At 42.4% G+C, this 17,568-nt stretch carries 14 protein-coding genes; 10 read left to right on the top strand and 4 right to left on the bottom strand.

Annotation, left to right across the window (positions count from 1 at the left end):
• Positions 1-129: 129 nt before the first annotated feature.
• From QUF14_RS04900 to QUF14_RS04885, 4 genes are all read left to right on the top strand, one after another.
• Positions 130-1,029, top strand: a complete 900-nt coding sequence (locus QUF14_RS04900; RefSeq protein ID WP_001353332.1) for a glycyl-radical enzyme activating protein — start codon at positions 130-132, stop codon at positions 1,027-1,029.
• A 5-nt stretch (positions 1,030-1,034) separates the two neighbouring features.
• Entirely contained in the window at positions 1,035-3,467 is a 2,433-nt protein-coding gene (locus tag QUF14_RS04895) for a glycyl radical protein (RefSeq protein ID WP_000209391.1), read from the top strand.
• A gap of 145 nt (positions 3,468-3,612) precedes the next feature.
• A complete protein-coding gene (gene ybiV / locus QUF14_RS04890; protein WP_000114260.1) occupies positions 3,613-4,428 on the top strand; it encodes a sugar-phosphatase YbiV in 816 nt (271 codons plus the stop codon).
• Between the two features lie 151 nt (positions 4,429-4,579).
• On the top strand, positions 4,580-5,839 hold the full coding sequence (locus tag QUF14_RS04885) for a DUF1479 domain-containing protein (RefSeq protein WP_100734016.1): 1,260 nt from the start codon (positions 4,580-4,582) through the stop codon (positions 5,837-5,839).
• Positions 5,840-6,088: 249 nt separating this feature from the next.
• Here the strand turns inward: QUF14_RS04885 and QUF14_RS04880 are convergent, their stop codons facing one another.
• Positions 6,089-7,681 carry an ABC-F family ATPase gene (locus QUF14_RS04880; RefSeq protein ID WP_000923070.1) on the bottom strand — a complete coding sequence of 531 codons (1,593 nt, stop codon included), beginning with the start codon at positions 7,679-7,681 and terminating at the stop codon, positions 6,089-6,091.
• A gap of 34 nt (positions 7,682-7,715) precedes the next feature.
• Here QUF14_RS04880 and QUF14_RS04875 point away from each other — a divergent pair, with 34 nt between their 5' ends.
• Together QUF14_RS04875 and QUF14_RS04870 are read left to right on the top strand one after the other, a co-directional pair.
• Entirely contained in the window at positions 7,716-9,215 is a 1,500-nt protein-coding gene (locus QUF14_RS04875) for a recombinase family protein (RefSeq protein ID WP_000812326.1), read from the top strand.
• 64 nt (positions 9,216-9,279) lie between these two features.
• Positions 9,280-9,678 (top strand): hypothetical protein, encoded by a 399-nt coding sequence (locus QUF14_RS04870; protein ID WP_001083558.1) that lies wholly within the window; start codon positions 9,280-9,282, stop codon positions 9,676-9,678.
• An 84-nt stretch (positions 9,679-9,762) separates the two neighbouring features.
• Here the strand turns inward: QUF14_RS04870 and QUF14_RS04865 are convergent, their stop codons facing one another.
• A complete protein-coding gene (locus tag QUF14_RS04865; RefSeq protein ID WP_000909276.1) occupies positions 9,763-10,047 on the bottom strand; it encodes a helix-turn-helix domain-containing protein in 285 nt (94 codons plus the stop codon).
• Between the two features lie 215 nt (positions 10,048-10,262).
• Here QUF14_RS04865 and QUF14_RS04860 point away from each other — a divergent pair, with 215 nt between their 5' ends.
• Together QUF14_RS04860 and QUF14_RS04855 are read left to right on the top strand one after the other, a co-directional pair.
• Positions 10,263-10,718: a hypothetical protein gene (locus tag QUF14_RS04860; RefSeq protein ID WP_000939303.1), complete on the top strand. Its 456-nt coding sequence runs from the start codon at positions 10,263-10,265 to the stop codon at positions 10,716-10,718.
• Between the two features lie 209 nt (positions 10,719-10,927).
• The gene (locus tag QUF14_RS04855) at positions 10,928-11,668 is read left to right on the top strand and encodes an HNH endonuclease (protein ID WP_000091958.1); all 741 of its coding nucleotides are present in this window, start codon (positions 10,928-10,930) and stop codon (positions 11,666-11,668) included.
• A gap of 553 nt (positions 11,669-12,221) precedes the next feature.
• Here the strand turns inward: QUF14_RS04855 and QUF14_RS04850 are convergent.
• Positions 12,222-12,863: a recombinase family protein gene (locus QUF14_RS04850; RefSeq protein ID WP_000219416.1), complete on the bottom strand. Its 642-nt coding sequence runs from the start codon at positions 12,861-12,863 to the stop codon at positions 12,222-12,224.
• A gap of 224 nt (positions 12,864-13,087) precedes the next feature.
• Here QUF14_RS04850 and QUF14_RS04845 point away from each other — a divergent pair, with 224 nt between their 5' ends.
• Entirely contained in the window at positions 13,088-14,404 is a 1,317-nt protein-coding gene (locus QUF14_RS04845; RefSeq protein WP_000190482.1) for a DNA methyltransferase, read from the top strand.
• 81 nt (positions 14,405-14,485) lie between these two features.
• Here QUF14_RS04845 and QUF14_RS04840 read toward each other — a convergent pair whose 3' ends face one another.
• A complete protein-coding gene (locus QUF14_RS04840) occupies positions 14,486-15,382 on the bottom strand; it encodes a hypothetical protein (protein ID WP_000143776.1) in 897 nt (298 codons plus the stop codon).
• 1,215 nt (positions 15,383-16,597) lie between these two features.
• Here QUF14_RS04840 and ldtB point away from each other — a divergent pair.
• Complete coding sequence (gene ldtB / locus QUF14_RS04835; protein WP_001056376.1) at positions 16,598-17,518, top strand: L,D-transpeptidase; 921 nt, start codon at positions 16,598-16,600, stop codon at positions 17,516-17,518.
• Positions 17,519-17,568 lie beyond the last annotated feature (50 nt).

Raw genomic sequence — 17,568 nt, 5'->3', positions numbered from 1 at the left:
ACCATCCTCAAAATGTACTTTTTGTCTGAATGTAGACTATCACGGGAAAACTCTCTGAACAGTTGACGCACATCAATCTAACTTTCATTCGAAAGTATTTTAATGTTTGAACGAAACAGAGAGGCAACTATGATTTTCAATATTCAGCGCTACTCGACCCATGACGGCCCCGGTATCCGCACGGTCGTTTTTCTTAAAGGCTGTTCACTGGGCTGCCGCTGGTGTCAGAATCCGGAAAGCCGCGCCCGCACGCAGGATCTGCTGTATGACGCACGTCTGTGCCTGGAAGGCTGCGAGCTGTGCGCTAAGGCCGCGCCGGAAGCGATTGAGCGCGCGCTGAATGGTTTGCTTATTCATCGGGAAAAGTTAACCCCGGAGCATCTGACGGCGTTAACCGACTGCTGCCCGACACAGGCGTTAACCGTGTGTGGTGAAGTGAAAAGCGTTGAGGAGATCATGGCGACCGTTCTGCGCGACAAACCGTTTTACGATCGCAGCGGCGGCGGCTTAACGCTTTCCGGTGGTGAGCCGTTTATGCAGCCGGAAATGGCGATGGGGCTACTGCAAACCAGCCACGAAGCCGGTATTCATACTGCGGTAGAAACCTGTCTGCATGTGCCGTGGAAATACATCGCCCCTTCTCTGCCGTATATCGATCTGTTTCTTGCCGATTTAAAACACGTTGCCGACGTGCCGTTTAAACAGTGGACCGACGGTAACGCCGCCAGAGTGCTGGATAACCTGAAAAAACTCGCAGCGGCGGGGAAAAAAATCATCATCCGCGTGCCGTTGATTCAGGGCTTTAATGCCGATGAAACCTCTGTGAAAGCCATTACCGATTTTGCCGCCGACGAGCTGCACGTCGGCGAAATTCATTTCCTGCCCTACCACACGCTGGGCATCAACAAATATCACTTACTTAATCTGCCCTATGACGCCCCGGAAAAACCGCTTGATGCGCCAGAACTGCTCGACTTTGCCCTGCAGTATGCCTGCCAGAAAGGGTTAACCGCGACCTTACGAGGATAACAACCATGACCACACTGAAACTGGACACGCTCAGCGACCGCATTAAAGCGCACAAAAATGCGCTGGTGAATATTGTGAAACCGCCGGTCTGTACCGAGCGCGCGCAGCACTATACCGAGATGTATCAACAACATCTCGATAAGCCGATCCCGGTACGTCGCGCTCTGGCGCTGGCCCATCACCTGGCGAATCGCACTATTTGGATCAAGCACGATGAGTTGATCATCGGCAACCAGGCAAGCGAAGTTCGCGCCGCGCCGATCTTCCCGGAATATACCGTCTCCTGGATCGAAAAAGAGATTGATGATCTGGCGGATCGTCCGGGTGCAGGTTTTGCGGTGAGCGAAGAGAACAAACGCGTTCTGCATGAAGTGTGCCCGTGGTGGCGCGGTCAGACCGTACAGGATCGCTGCTATGGCATGTTTACCGATGAGCAAAAAGGCCTGCTGGCGACCGGTATCATTAAAGCGGAAGGTAATATGACCTCCGGCGATGCGCACCTGGCGGTGAATTTCCCGCTACTGCTGGAAAAAGGGCTTGATGGTCTGCGCGAGAAAGTGACGGAGCGCCGCTCGCGTATTAACCTGACCGTGCTGGAAGATCTGCACGGCGAGCAGTTCCTGAAAGCGATTGATATCGTGCTGGTGGCGGTCAGTGAACATATTGAACGTTTCGCTGCCCTGGCGCGTGAAATGGCCGCTACCGAACCCCGCGAAAGCCGTCGCGATGAACTGCTGGCGATGGCCGAAAACTGCGACCTTATCGCCCACCAGCCGCCGCAGACTTTCTGGCAGGCGCTGCAACTGTGCTACTTCATCCAGTTGATTTTGCAGATCGAATCCAACGGACACTCGGTATCGTTTGGTCGTATGGACCAGTATCTCTACCCGTACTATCGCCGCGACGTTGAACTGAACCAGACGCTGGATCGCGAACACGCCATCGAGATGCTACATAGCTGCTGGCTGAAACTGCTGGAAGTGAACAAGATCCGCTCCGGCTCGCACTCAAAAGCCTCTGCGGGAAGTCCGCTGTATCAGAACGTCACCATTGGCGGGCAAAATCTGGTTGATGGTCAGCCGATGGACGCGGTGAATCCACTCTCTTACGCAATCCTCGAATCCTGCGGTCGCCTGCGTTCCACTCAGCCTAACCTCAGCGTGCGCTACCACGCGGGAATGAGTAACGATTTCCTCGATGCCTGCGTACAGGTGATCCGCTGCGGCTTCGGGATGCCGGCGTTCAACAACGACGAAATCGTCATCCCGGAATTTATTAAACTCGGTATTGAACCGCAGGACGCTTACGACTACGCAGCGATTGGTTGTATCGAAACCGCTGTCGGCGGTAAATGGGGCTATCGCTGCACCGGCATGAGCTTTATCAACTTCGCCCGCGTGATGCTGGCGGCGCTGGAAGGCGGTCGTGATGCCACCAGCGGCAAAGTGTTCCTGCCACAAGAAAAAGCGTTGTCAGCGGGTAACTTCAACAACTTCGATGAAGTAATGGACGCGTGGGATACGCAAATCCGTTACTACACTCGCAAATCAATCGAAATCGAATATGTCGTCGACACCATGCTGGAAGAGAACGTGCACGATATTCTCTGCTCGGCGCTGGTGGATGACTGTATTGAGCGAGCGAAAAGCATTAAACAAGGCGGCGCGAAGTATGACTGGGTTTCTGGCCTGCAGGTCGGCATTGCTAACCTCGGCAACAGCCTGGCGGCAGTGAAGAAACTGGTGTTTGAACAGGGCGCGATTGGTCAGCAACAACTGGCTGCCGCACTGGCGGATGACTTCGACGGCCTGACGCACGAGCAGCTGCGTCAGCGGCTGATTAACGGCGCGCCGAAGTACGGCAACGACGATGATACTGTCGATACGCTGCTGGCTCGCGCTTATCAGACCTATATCGACGAACTGAAACAGTACCATAACCCGCGCTACGGTCGTGGTCCGATTGGCGGCAACTATTATGCGGGCACATCGTCTATCTCCGCTAACGTACCGTTTGGCGCGCAGACTATGGCAACGCCGGACGGACGTAAAGCACATACCCCGCTGGCAGAAGGCGCTAGTCCGGCCTCCGGTACTGACCATCTCGGCCCAACGGCGGTCATTGGCTCGGTGGGTAAACTGCCTACAGCAGCGATTCTCGGCGGCGTGTTGCTCAACCAGAAGCTGAATCCGGCAACGCTGGAGAATGAATCTGACAAGCAAAAACTGATGATCCTGCTGCGTACCTTCTTTGAAGTGCATAAAGGCTGGCATATTCAGTACAACATCGTTTCCCGCGAAACGCTGCTGGAAGCGAAAAAACATCCGGATCAGTACCGCGATCTGGTGGTGCGCGTAGCGGGTTATTCCGCCTTCTTCACTGCGCTCTCTCCAGACGCACAGGACGATATCATCGCCCGTACTGAACATATGCTGTAATCTCCTCAGCCCGGCGGCGTCGTCGCCGGGCCAAATCATTCACATCATCAATTCCGCTCTCACTTTCATTCGAAATATAATTTGTGCTCTGCGTCACATTGTTATTACACTGTTACGGTTTCATTTTCGAGCCAGGAGCACACCTATGAGCGTAAAAGTTATCGTCACAGACATGGACGGTACTTTTCTTAACGACGCCAAAACGTACAACCAACCACGTTTTATGGCGCAGTATCAGGAACTTAAAAAGCGCGGCATTGAGTTCGTTGTCGCCAGCGGTAATCAGTATTACCAGCTTATTTCGTTCTTTCCTGAGCTAAAGGATGAGATCTCTTTTGTCGCGGAAAACGGCGCACTGGTTTACGAACATGGCAAGCAGTTATTCCACGGCGAATTGACCCGACATGAATCGCGGATTGTGATTGGCGAGTTGCTAAAAGATAAGCAACTCAATTTTGTCGCCTGCGGTCTGCAAAGTGCATATGTCAGCGAAAATGCCCCCGAAGCATTCGTCGCACTGATGGCAAAACACTACCATCGCCTGAAACCTGTAAAAGATTATCAAGAGATTGACGACGTACTGTTCAAGTTTTCGCTCAACCTGCCGGATGAACAAATCCCGTTAGTGATCGACAAACTGCACGTAGCACTCGATGGCATTATGAAGCCGGTTACCAGTGGTTTTGGCTTTATCGACCTGATTATTCCTGGTCTGCATAAAGCGAATGGTATTTCGCGGTTACTGAAACGCTGGGATCTGTCACCGCAAAATGTGGTAGCGATTGGCGACAGCGGTAACGATGCGGAGATGCTGAAAATGGCGCGTTATTCCTTTGCGATGGGCAATGCTGCGGAAAACATTAAACAAATCTCCCGTTACGCTACCGATGATAATAATCATGAAGGCGCACTGAATGTGATTCAGGCGGCGCTGGATAACACCGCTCCTTTCAATAAGTAACCTTTTCCCGGCCGGAGCAATCGTTCCGGCATCTCTCTTTTTTGCTCACTTTGTGCACTTACTCAAGATTTTCATCTTGCGTTAACTTATTTTTAACTTAAAGTATCAATCATAACTATTTTCACTTTCGAACGAAAGTTGTGAGGTTGATATGACTTTTACCTATGAGACACTGCCAACAGATGCGAAAACGGCTATCCGTAAGATGAAAGCGGAGCTGCGACAACAGATCGGCGATTTACAACAGGTCTTCGATAAACTCTCTGCAAAAATCGAAGCACGTGTAGCAGAAATAGACGCCCTCAAAGGGCAAGGATTACCGGTTTGGCCGGAAGTCCCATATAGCGACGTTGCAGCAGGTACAGTGAGTGAAGCCACGCGCAATGAAATTAAACGTCGCGGCTGTGCAGTAATTAAAGGCCATTTCCCCCGCGAACAGGCACTGGCATGGGATCGCGCAATGCTTGACTATCTCGATGCCAATCATTTTGATGATGTTTATAAAGGTCCCGGCGACAGCTTCTTTGGCTCGCTGGAGGCATCTCGTCCTGAAATCTACCCTATTTACTGGTCGCAGGCACAAATGCAGGCGCGACAAAGTGACAATATGGCGGCGGTGCAATCTTTCCTTAACCGCCTGTGGAAGTCTGAAAGCAACGGCAGGCAGTGGTTTGATCCCGATATTAGCGTGATCTATCCGGACAGGATCCGCCGCCGCCCACCAGGCACGACGTCTAAAGGTCTGGGGGCACACACTGATTCTGGGGCGCTGGAACGTTGGTTATTACCCGCTTATCAGCGTGTTTTTGCCCATGTTTTCAACGGTAATGTCGACGATTACGATCCGTGGGATGCTGCATACCGTACTGATGTTGAAGAGTACACGGTGGATAACACCACAAAATGTTCGGTGTTCCGCACTTTTCAAGGCTGGACGGCGCTTTCCGATATGTTACCAGGACAGGGATTATTGCATGTGGTGCCAATCCCGGAAGCGATGGCGTATGTTTTATTGCGCCCACTGCTGGATGACGTACCGGACGATGAGTTGTGTGGGGTCGCTCCTGGCAAAGTTCTGCCCATTTCAGAGAAATGGCATCCACTACTGATTAAAGCACTCACTTCCATTCCAGCTATTACAGCGGGGGATTCCGTCTGGTGGCACTGCGACGTGATCCACTCCGTCGCACCGGTAAATAATCAACAAGGCTGGGGGAACGTGATGTATATCCCTGCCGCGCCGATGTGTGAGAAAAACCGGGCTTATGCGCATAACGTCAGGAAAGCACTGGAAAAAGGGGCATCACCGGGCGATTTCCCTCGAGAAGATTATGAAGCAAACTGGGATGGCCGATTTACGCTGGATGATCTGAACATTCACGGTAAGCGCGCGCTGGGCATGGATGTTTGAGAGGTGATGGATTAGTAGAAGTGAATTGATGTGAGGTTAAGAAAGCAGGTTCGGTGTTGCTCTGATTGCTGACAAAGTGCGCTTTGTTCATGACGGATGCGGCGTTAACGCCTTATCCGGTCTACAAAGTCCTGAAAATTCAATATATTGTGGTACACTGCCAGGCCTGATAAGCGTAGCGCATCAGGCAATTTTGCATTTGTCATCAGTTTCAGTAGCCCTGACCCTATCAGGGCTACTGACAATAACTTACTCGATCCCTTTACTACGCAGGTAATCTTCGTAATTACCGCTAAAGTCGATCACGCGTTCCGGGGTGATTTCCAGAATACGGGTCGCCAGGGAACTTACAAACTCACGGTCGTGAGAAACAAAGATCAGCGTTCCCTGATACAGTTCCAGCGCCATGTTCAGCGACTCGATAGATTCCATATCCAGGTGGTTGGTCGGTTCGTCCATGATCAGAATATTCGGCTTCTGCATCATTAACTTACCAAACAGCATCCGCCCTTTTTCTCCACCGGAAAGCACTTTCGCTGGCTTTTTGATGTCGTCCTGGCTGAACAGCAAACGACCGAGAATGCTGCGTACCGCCTGCTCGTCATCGCCTTCCTGCTTCCACTGACTCATCCATTCGAACACGGTCAGATCATTTTCGAACTCATATTCGTGGTCCTGGGCGTAGTAACCAATGCGCGCGTTTTCAGACCATTTTACGGTGCCGCTGTCCGGTTGCAGATCGCCCACCAGCGTTTTCAGCAGCGTTGATTTACCGACGCCGTTGGTACCCAGTACCGCCAGTTTTTCACCCACTTCCAGCAGCAGGTTGAGATTTTTAAACAGGGGACCGTTATCAAACCCTTTGGTCAGATCTTCCACTTCCAGCGCGTTACGGAACAGTTTCTTATCCTGTTCAAAACGGATGAACGGGTTCTGACGGCTGGAGGCTTTCACCTCTTCAAGTTTGATTTTATCAATCTGGCGTGCGCGCGAAGTTGCCTGGCGAGATTTCGAGGCGTTGGCACTAAAGCGGCTAACGAAAGATTGCAACTCAGCAATCTGCGCTTTCTTCTTGGCGTTATCAGCCAGCAGACGTTCACGCGCCTGAGTCGCCGCCGTCATGTACTCATCGTAGTTGCCCGGATAAACGCGCAGTTCACCGTAATCCAGATCCGCCATGTGGGTACAAACCATGTTAAGGAAGTGACGGTCGTGCGAGATGATGATCATGGTGCTGTCACGCTCGTTCAGCACCTGTTCCAGCCAACGAATGGTGTCGATGTCGAGGTTGTTGGTCGGTTCGTCGAGCAGGAGAATGTCCGGATCAGCAAACAGCGCCTGCGCCAGCAGCACACGCAGCTTCCAGCCAGGAGCAACTTCACTCATCGGGCCGTAGTGCTGTTCCACTGGAATTCCCACGCCAAGCAACAGTTCACCAGCGCGAGCTTCCGCAGAGTAACCGTCCATTTCGCCGTATTTCACTTCCAGATCGGCCACTTTATAGCCGTCTTCTTCACTCATTTCCGGCAAAGCATAGATGCGGTCGCGCTCCTGCTTCACTTCCCACAACTCTTTATGCCCCATGATCACCGTATCCAGCACGGTGAACTCTTCAAAGGCAAACTGATCCTGACGCAATTTACCAATGCGCTCGTTGGGATCGAGGGAAACGTTACCCAGCGTCGGCTCTAAGTCGCCGCCAAGGATCTTCATAAAGGTGGATTTACCACTACCGTTCGCGCCAATCAGGCCGTAACGGTTGCCGCCGCCAAACTTGACGGAAATGTTTTCAAACAACGGCTTACTGCCGAACTGCATGGTGATATTGTTGCAAAGAAGCAAAATTGATACTCTCTTATACTTTACTGGGGTGTATATGAAACAAAACGGAAAAGCATACTCTTACATAAGGTTCTCATCAAAAAAGCAAGAACAGGGCGATTCTGTAAGGCGCCAAATCGCACTTGCCGAACATTACGCACATGCTAATAATTTGATTCTATCAGATAAGAACTTCCAAGACCTCGGAATATCTGCATTTAAAGAAGGAAACCGTCCTTCGCTCGGAGATATGCTCGAAGCTATCGAACAGGGACAGATAGAACAAGGCTCAACCATCATTATTGAATCGCTAGACCGATTAAGTCGAAGAGGTATTGATGTTACCCAACAAATCATTAAGTCAATTCTGCAAAAAAACGTTTTCATAGCTTCGCTAGTCGATGGTCTCTTATTAAACAGAGACTCTGTCAACGATCTCGTAAGTGTCATTAGAATAGCTTTAGCAGCTGACCTTGCATATAAAGAATCCGAGAAAAAATCCAAGCGACTTCGTGAAACAAAAGGACAGCAAAGGCAACGAGCGCTTAAAGGTGAGGTCATCAATAAAATTCTACCTTTCTGGCTAGAACGAAAACAGAATAAGTATATTTTTAGTAATAGACTCGCTACAGTAAAAAGAATCATCGAGTTACGACAAAAAGGACTTGGTACAAATAAAATTGCTAAAATATTGAACGAAGAAGGTCATAAGCCATTACGTTCCAAAGGATGGAACCACACAACCATAGGAAAAACAATAAATTCAGTTGCTCTTTATGGAGCATATCAAACATCAGAAACAACGCAAGATAGAAAAGTTATTCTACTAGATATTGTAGAAAATTATTATCCTGCGGTAATTAGTAAAGAAGAATTTATGCTGTTGCAGTCAGATCATAAGCAAAATAAACCAGGATATAAATCTGAACACAATGCTTTTGCCGGACTTTTAAAACATGAATGTGGTGGTGCTCTTGTCAGAAAATTTCATGTTGCTTCTGGAAAAACATACCAATATCACGTCTGTGCTAATGCAAGAGATGGGAAATGTAATGTCACAAAAAATTTTAAAAATATAGAAGTTGCATTATATCAGATAATGAAGGAACTAAAACTCGAGAAAAAAACTAGTTTTGATAAAACATTATTAGAGGAACGTAATTCAGTGAAGACAAAGATCCAAGAGTTAAACAATATGCTTCTTGAGTTACCCAAAGTTCCTCTTAGTGTACTTCAAACCATTAATAATCTTGAAGAAAAATTACAAGAGCTTGAGGAAAAAATCAAACATCAGGATAATATAATCGCATCGGAAAAAACATTTAATATCAATACGTTAAGAGAAATAAAAGATCCTCAGCAATTAAATATGATGCTTAAGCGTGTAATTGAAAATATAATTGTTTTTAATATTGGAAAAAGATGGAGAATAAAAATATTATACCGAAACAAACACTCTCAGAGCTTTATTTGGGATGGTAGTAATATTACTTTCGTTTCTGATACGAAAAAATTACTAGAACTAGTAAAACACACGCCAGAGGAGTCTAAATAATATTAAAAGTTAATTATAATGCGTATTGAAAATATAAACACATAATGCATTGAAAGGATATAATATGAATAGTGATTATTACTCGAGTGAACATGTTTGTAAAGAAGAATGCCCATGTCATCTTTTACGCTCTCGTTTTAAAGATGATAAGGGTGACTGGAAAGAATCTGTTTTTGCATTCAGAGATGCAAACAAAAATAATTTCGTTCCTTATTATTTCTTTATAAATGAAGCTGGATATTACGACCTTGAAGATGATAAAAAACATTGGAACAATTATTTATATAGACCATTTTGTGCGCAAAGTAACAAAATAAGCATTGAGCAAATTGAAGCATGGAATAAAAAAGAAAACTCAGAAAAGCAATTCTTCGATGGTTATCAAGCAAAATCAATGGAAAGTTTCAAATTCAAACCACGCATAAAAGATCCAGATATTGACGCTCTTCTCGATATGCTATAATTTAAAGGGACCTCAAGGTCCCTAAACTTTTCTGAAGAAATAAAACAAGATAAACTCTCTATATTATTCAGAAATACTTCTGCATTAACCATATTGGTCTAATATTTTCTTTCTATCTGACTCACTCAATGAATCAAACAAGAGTATAAACTGAGCCAGATCATCTTCAGGCGTATACAAAAAAGAAACCGGCACATTTAATACTTTTGCAAGATTGCTCACCGTCTCAAAATTTGGTGAGTGCTTCCCCTTTTCATACTGGTTAATTCTTGTACTAGCAGAAGCCTCGTCCAATCCAGCAAGAATACCTAGTTTTTCTTGAGTCAGTCCTGCTCGCCGTCGAGCTTCTTTCAACCTTGTAATCAGCATAGCAATTCTCCAGCTCAACTACGCTGATTATGTTTTTTATCAGTGGACATTTTACTAAGAGTTACTTAGTATTGATTGCGCGTTGCAACTACATAGCTTTAGTGCCACTGTCCACCGAGTGACACTAGCCACTCGGTGGACAACATCTCTATAACCATATGAATCAGGTCAATTAAGTCATATTGCTAACAAAACTAACACAAGGAATTTTCACTATGCTGCAAATAAATTTCTTCAACAAAGCAAATTCAACTTTCTCTTCAAAACTGGTTCTTGCTGTAGCACTCACATTCCCATCACTTGCGATGAGCGTACAAACAACACCGGTTGGTATTGATACACTTATAAATGTTTCCCCAAAGGCTGAGATAGAACAGGTAATAAGAAATCATCAAGATCTGGATGCACAAAAAAAGCCAAAGAATCCACATTGGACGTGTGATGGAACACTAACGAATGAACAAACTGGAGCCTTAAAAAAAGTGACAGTACCGACCTTTGGTACAGGTGTAGAAACGAGCCAAACGGCCACTGAGTATCACTTTGAGCAGCAAGACGATAGAGGGGTTACGTCATTAACCATCAATAAACAAACCAGAAAAGGTTCTGTGACGATTTTTGACGTAAATGGTAAAGTTACCCATACTGGCGTTTTAAATAATTGCCACTAACTATATGATAATGAATAGTTGTGATACATATGGATATCACAACAAGCATAAAGATATTGATTCTATATAGGATGCCCATATGATTCATATCATCAATATATATTGAAGTATTCTTTAAATATAATCAAATGACTTTTATTAATTTAATCATATGAAATCGAATATGTTGTAATATTACATATAGCATACAATAATAGAGGATGTATAGTATGTCTCGTGTTGAATTTCTACGTTCATTAGGTGCCACATGCAAAAATTATAACTGGAGTTGGTCATTTATTGATGAGACGAACAAAAGAATTATATTTGGTGCATGGGACCATCTCAAATCGGCAGATGGTAAGAGTGTGTTAATCTTATCACATGACTGGCGAGTAGACTCACAAGGACGCAAGAAACCTGGCTATAAACAATCGATTGAGCATATAAATAAAATTTTGTATGATGGGTATAGTCTTTATATTTTTTACCAAATTCGTCAAGAAAAAACAACAGCAAGCGGTGCAGCTAAGATCAAAGATTTTGAAAAAAATATCGTACGTAAATATTTGACAAAAATTAATAGCAATTGGTATGCAACAGATGAAGAACATTATTCATATACACCAGAGATTGATAATGATTACTATGAAGGAAGACAACTAGAAAGGTTAGCAACTTACTATGAACGCGATCCGAAAGCCAGACAGGCATGTATTGATGCACATGGTTATACTTGTCATATTTGTGGTTTTAATTTTGAAAAAGTTTATGGAAGTATAGGTAAAAACTATATACAAGTTCATCATATAAAACCATTACACCATATTGCTAAATACCACAAAGTTGATCCAGTTAACGACCTGATACCATTATGTGCAAATTGTCACGTGATGATCCATAATGGTATGGAAGTACGTACAATAGAACAGTTAAGAGAGATATTAGAAAGAACCAATCACAGTAATTAATAAGGTGGTATAAATTGTACAAATTATAAATGAATATGGTTATAAACATGCTTACTATCCAAGATAATCACTTACTGTATTTTATCCCAGAATAATATAAACATCGATTGTTTGTAATCATCTCCATTATAAAATTCACCTATTGCAAACAATCGATATTTTTAATTTGATATTTAATCCCAGTAAATATGTTTTTATTCTATAGTGAACAAATAGCTGTCTATTGTTTCATCACATTTCTCTACACTTAATTACTATCTCATAGCAAATAATTCAGTGAATATAATGTACGCATACTAATAATGACAGGATATGCTATATCTATTATAATAAGTATGGAATAACCATCTTACGTCTACGACGTAAGCAGCAAGCTGCTATCTATCTTGGATTAGTTATTAATAGTAACAGTGGTATGGACTTAGATTCATTATAACACTGAATATTTAAAGCATTTACTAAATTAGATATATTATCATCAGAATAGCTTTGAACCCTATTATACATATAATAGCATACTTTACTTAAAGCAAACTGTATGCTTTATGAGCAATCATTTACCTAATGCCTTGCGCAAAGTATTTCTGCTAACTGAATACCCAGCTTGCTCTAAGTGAGCAAGCATAACTCTTTCAGTAGGTTTTTCTTTATGTAATGTTCTAAGACATTCAAGAATTGATTCATAACGTTGTTGAGTTTCAATTTTTCTTTTCATATTTCTTTTGATAACACCCGCTTTTGTATTATCATTATGATAACCATATTTTTTCCCGTTGCTACGACCAACACAAAAGCCATCTTTTATTCGCTCTGCAATTCTTTTTCTTTCAAAAGTAGCAACTGAAGCCATAATAGTGAGGATCATCTCACCAATAGGTGAGGATAGATCTAGAGAAATGTCTAATACTTTGAGGAGTATTTTTTTCTTTTTCAACAAATTTACTGTATTCAGGCAATCGGCTGTGTCTCTGAAACCTCTATCTAATTTCGCTATAACCACTGTGTCGCCCTTACTAAGGCAATTTAATAATTTTTTTGCTTCTGGACGTTCAGAGAAAGGCATTGAACCAGATATATTTACATCAGAAAATACAATATCAATATCTACTTGTGCTCTTATCAAATGAATCTGATTATCAGTAGTACCATTCTCGGAATCAGCTTTTGACACTCGAGTATATGCATAAACGGTCATATAATCACCTCCTCAACGGAGAAATTATAATCAATCGTAAATAATATGTATATAGATATCTTATGAACCTTTGTCATCGCTTTCATGTAACATCATGGAGTTACCTTCTGATTATTCAAATGTTAAATTCAGATATCACTTCACTGTGCACATTCCACTGTACATAAAAACAGTTTAAAGATATAATGGATATGAGCCTTTACTTTATGTGCGGATAATTAAACATGGCAACTGGTATTAATAAATCAGAAAAATTATCAATCGATTCATTGCTGGCAGATTCAGCTAAAAGTGAACCATTCGATTTGCCTAAAAATGAGCAAAAAATTTCTTTTGTTTACCCCAATAAAATATCTAAAGAGGATCTATTAAAACCTGTAGATCAAAAATATATATCTTTAAAAAACAAAAGAAAAACAAATATTGAACTAATACCTACTGATAGTTTAATTCTGGCAGATAATTATTTTGGTTTAAAAAAACTAATGGAGAACTACACTTCTAAAATTAAGTTAATTTATCTTGATCCTCCATATGGTACTGGCATGGATTTTCAATCACGGGATCTCAAACATGCTTACCGAGATGTAATGGGAACTGCTCCTTGGATAGAATTCATCCGTAGACGATTGATATTTATGCGTGAGTTGCTTACAAACGATGGCAGTATCTATATACATATTGGGCACCAAATGCTTTTCCATTTAAAAATTATTATGGATGAAGTATTTGGAGAAGAAAACTTCAGAAATTTGATTATTAGAAAAAAATGCAGTTCAAAAAATTATACTAAAAATCAATACCCTAATATTAATGACTATATTTTATTCTATAGTAAATCAAAAAAAATGACATTTGAAAATCCAGGTATTCCTGCGGAATTAGATTGGATCTCAAAAGAATATAATAAAAGAGATGAAAAAGGTCTATTCAAACTAGTTCCGATTCATGCTCCGGGAATACGTAACGGAGAAACAGGAAAACCTTGGAGAGGGATGACCCCTCCCCCCGGAAAACATTGGCAAATGTCTCCTGAAAAATTAGATGAATTAGATAGAAAAGGAGAAATCCATTGGTCTAAAACAGGAAATCCCCGACGTAAAGTCTATTTAACTCAAGATAAAAAATTACCATTGACAGATTATTGGGACCAATTTAGAGATGCACACCATCAAAGTATTAAGATTACGGGTTATCCAACAGAAAAAAATTTTGACATGTTGAAAAAAATAATTGCAGCAAGCACTAATGTCGGTGATCTTGTATTAGACCCTTTTTGTGGTTCTGGTACAACATTGCACGCAGCCCAAGAATTAGATAGAAAATGGTTAGGAATAGATCAATCATTTCAAGCTATAATCACCTCTATACGAAGATTAAAATATGGGTTAGAGCCTATGGGCGATTTTGTGAAGTCAAATGCAGCAGAGAAAAGCAGACAACTAAAATTATCTGATCGAGAGTTCAATTTCATTGTCGATAATGATGTTTATTGCAAGCATACTAATGAAATTGAATTATTATTTGATGAAATACTTTAATAAATTGTAATATTGTAGCAATCTAAATAAAGATATGAAGACAATATTTGTCTTCATATCAACAGTATTCTGTCCTTATTACTAACTCCGTAACCAGTTATGAGTGATTCTAATATCAGCTGTTTTTAAAGTTGTTACTCTGACATTACCATCCCACTGGCCATCTAAATAACATGTTTCATACCAAGTATCATTATGAGTCAGTCCAGGACCATCCGAGAGAAATATTATTTTAAAATTTTCCCCTGACTGGAGACTAAACTGCATTACTTTGTTGACTTTATCATTATTTCCTCCCGTTCTATCATCGGATTGTGCTCCCCCTCTCGTGCTATCATAACGAGCAAAACCAATAGCTCTTACCTGATTAGAATATGACTCCCTGATAATAAAATCGCAAGGACAAGAACCAATAAATTGAGGAAAAATAGTGTTCAATTCTATATCACGACCAGCCCCTCTAGGACCAGTTATTGAGAATTCTTGTCCTAGTTTTTCTTCAAACCAATCAAAAAATAAATCTGTCAAAACATATCCCTGCTGACCTCGATCATCATATTCACCTAACAAGGATGCCAATGAAGTTATTTGTTCATTTGTAATACCAGAAAATTGTGCCTGTAATGTAGATATATCTTTGAATAAACTGCCATATGCTTCATATAAAGCACTTGTCGAGATTTTAGTAATTTTTTTAGTCGCCTCGGTGTCTAATACAGTACATACACATCTCCTGAATATCTTTAATAAAGATATACGAACATCAGCAGAAAAAGCTCCTGGATTCCGTATTTTAAATAAGACATCATAGCTACTTCGAGATGTCATTACTAGCTCCCGAAATAACTCAATCATCGGAGTATAATTATTAATTCGCTGAGGAAGACACTCAGGAAATGTTCTGGTGTTAGGAATAGCTGTCACTACATCTAATCGATTTTGAATCGTTGCAAAATAACTATTTGAATTAAAAGTCATATCAAATTCCTTTTGTGAAACCATGAATATAATACACTTAGTTATGATTAAGCTCAAGTTCTCACGATAAAATATATGCATATTAATATTCAATAGTTATTGCAACTATTTTAGTAATCATACAGTGTAATTGTATATACTGCTTTTTACTTATCATTATTCATTGCAGCAATATATTTTTATTTAAATCATCACAAAATACAACTTTCAATAATTTATTTTGATAGGAAATTATGTTCCATTACCACTAATGAACTTTATATTAGATAATAAGAATTAATCAATTCCCATTGATTTTACTAACAACAGACCACTCATACCTAGCACAATCAGATATCCCCCGAAACTGGAGTTATATGATATAGCTAAAATTTGTTATGTATTATGCACTCGCAATGACTTAATTTTATATCGCCTATCGGCCTCATTCCATACTTATTTTCCTACCATCCATACACTACACTATGTAGATCCCTTGAGTGCAGTAGTGCCCTCTCAAATCCATTTTGCTCTGTATTTTCGATGCATACTCGTTGAATATCAAACATCACTTTATTGAAAAGTTAACTCCACCACCGTTCAGTACCATACAGACAATCACATCACTGTTCCACCACATCCGAACTATCTAATTCTTTAAAGAATGTGACATAATTTCAGCTCTAACACCATAATAGAGGTATAATTATTACATCATTCGCAATTCTTGTCCTTATCAAGATTTTTCTGCTGTATTGAGTTATAAGAGAACCAAAACAATCATCTCTTGCAATAGAGAAAGAGTTACAACACCACATTTCTTTAACAACACCATTACAACTACGAATCTCGCATCCCTAAGTGCAATATGAAGGTTATAGATGAAGACAAACGGTACAAAGATCATCATGTAAGTTAGCGTAACTTACCAAGGGCCAGCCATAATACTATATCAACTAAATAATAAATATTCTTGTTCACTTTGAAACTATATTGTGACGTTACTGGAAACTAACACAGGCGTATCCTGAAAAGAGATATGACAAACCGCGTATTATGCCATAAGTCTGAAAGAAGATCCCGTCCCCCGCTTAAGGTCTACACTCTTCCCAAAGGCAAAAAATGTGATTTCGTACACATCTGATTTCACTGTGAGCTGGAATGAACTTATAATGCGCTTCCAATACTCTAATATTCTCAACCCAATGGCCTGCCAGGCACAAAATCTCGCTTAACATGAATATGAAATTGAAAACATTATTCGCAGCGGCCTTCGCTGTTGTCGGCTTTTGCAGTACCGCCTCTGCGGTAACTTATCCTCTGCCAACCGACGGGAGTCGCCTGGTTGGTCAGAATCAGGTGATCACCATTCCTGAAGGTAACACTCAGCCGCTGGAGTATTTTGCCGCCGAGTACCAGATGGGTCTTTCCAACATGATGGAAGCTAACCCGGGTGTGGATACCTTCCTGCCGAAAGGCGGTACTGTACTGAACATTCCGCAGCAGCTGATCCTGCCGGATACCGTTCATGAAGGCATTGTCATTAACAGCGCAGAGATGCGTCTCTATTACTATCCGAAAGGCAGCAACACCGTTATCGTGCTGCCCATCGGCATTGGTCAGTTAGGCAAAGACACGCCTATCAACTGGACCACCAAAGTTGAGCGTAAAAAAGCAGGCCCTACCTGGACGCCGACCGCCAAAATGCACGCAGAGTACCGCGCTGCGGGCGAACCGCTTCCGGCTGTCGTTCCGGCAGGTCCGGATAACCCGATGGGGCTGTATGCACTCTACATCGGTCGCCTGTACGCTATCCATGGCACCAACGCCAACTTCGGTATCGGCCTGCGTGTAAGTCATGGTTGTGTGCGTCTGCGTAACGAAGACATCAAATTCCTGTTCGAGAAAGTGCCGGTCGGTACTCGCGTACAGTTTATTGATGAGCCGGTAAAAGCGACCACCGAGCCTGACGGCAGCCGTTATATTGAAGTCCATAACCCGCTGTCTACCACCGAAGCCCAGTTTGAAGGTCAGGAAATTGTGCCAATTACCCTGACCAAGAGCGTGCAGACAGTAACTGGTCAGCCTGATGTGGATCAGGTCGTGCTGGATGAAGCGATCAAAAATCGTTCCGGGATGCCGGTTCGTCTGAATTAATCTTCAAAACTTAAATTAAAAGGCGGACTCATAATCCGCCTTTTTTATTT

It is taken from the genome of Escherichia sp. HH091_1A (genome assembly GCF_030295175.1).
Classification (GTDB): domain Bacteria; phylum Pseudomonadota; class Gammaproteobacteria; order Enterobacterales; family Enterobacteriaceae; genus Escherichia; species Escherichia coli_F.
This window is presented reverse-complemented; position numbering and strand designations above follow the sequence as displayed.

Bases quoted from the DNA above. Each gene is read 5' to 3' on its own strand.
- QUF14_RS04900 (WP_001353332.1), top strand. From the start codon at position 130: ATGATTTTCAATATTCAGCGCTACTCGACCCATGACGGCCCCGGTATC.
- QUF14_RS04895 (WP_000209391.1), top strand. From the start codon at position 1,035: ATGACCACACTGAAACTGGACACGCTCAGCGACCGCATTAAAGCGCAC.
- ybiV (WP_000114260.1), top strand. From the start codon at position 3,613: ATGAGCGTAAAAGTTATCGTCACAGACATGGACGGTACTTTTCTTAAC.
- QUF14_RS04885 (WP_100734016.1), top strand. From the start codon at position 4,580: ATGACTTTTACCTATGAGACACTGCCAACAGATGCGAAAACGGCTATC.
- QUF14_RS04875 (WP_000812326.1), top strand. From the start codon at position 7,716: ATGAAACAAAACGGAAAAGCATACTCTTACATAAGGTTCTCATCAAAA.
- QUF14_RS04870 (WP_001083558.1), top strand. From the start codon at position 9,280: ATGAATAGTGATTATTACTCGAGTGAACATGTTTGTAAAGAAGAATGC.
- QUF14_RS04865 (WP_000909276.1), bottom strand. From the start codon at position 10,047: ATGCTGATTACAAGGTTGAAAGAAGCTCGACGGCGAGCAGGACTGACT.
- QUF14_RS04860 (WP_000939303.1), top strand. From the start codon at position 10,263: ATGCTGCAAATAAATTTCTTCAACAAAGCAAATTCAACTTTCTCTTCA.
- QUF14_RS04855 (WP_000091958.1), top strand. From the start codon at position 10,928: ATGTCTCGTGTTGAATTTCTACGTTCATTAGGTGCCACATGCAAAAAT.
- QUF14_RS04850 (WP_000219416.1), bottom strand. From the start codon at position 12,863: ATGACCGTTTATGCATATACTCGAGTGTCAAAAGCTGATTCCGAGAAT.
- QUF14_RS04845 (WP_000190482.1), top strand. From the start codon at position 13,088: ATGGCAACTGGTATTAATAAATCAGAAAAATTATCAATCGATTCATTG.
- QUF14_RS04840 (WP_000143776.1), bottom strand. From the start codon at position 15,382: ATGACTTTTAATTCAAATAGTTATTTTGCAACGATTCAAAATCGATTA.
- ldtB (WP_001056376.1), top strand. From the start codon at position 16,598: ATGAATATGAAATTGAAAACATTATTCGCAGCGGCCTTCGCTGTTGTC.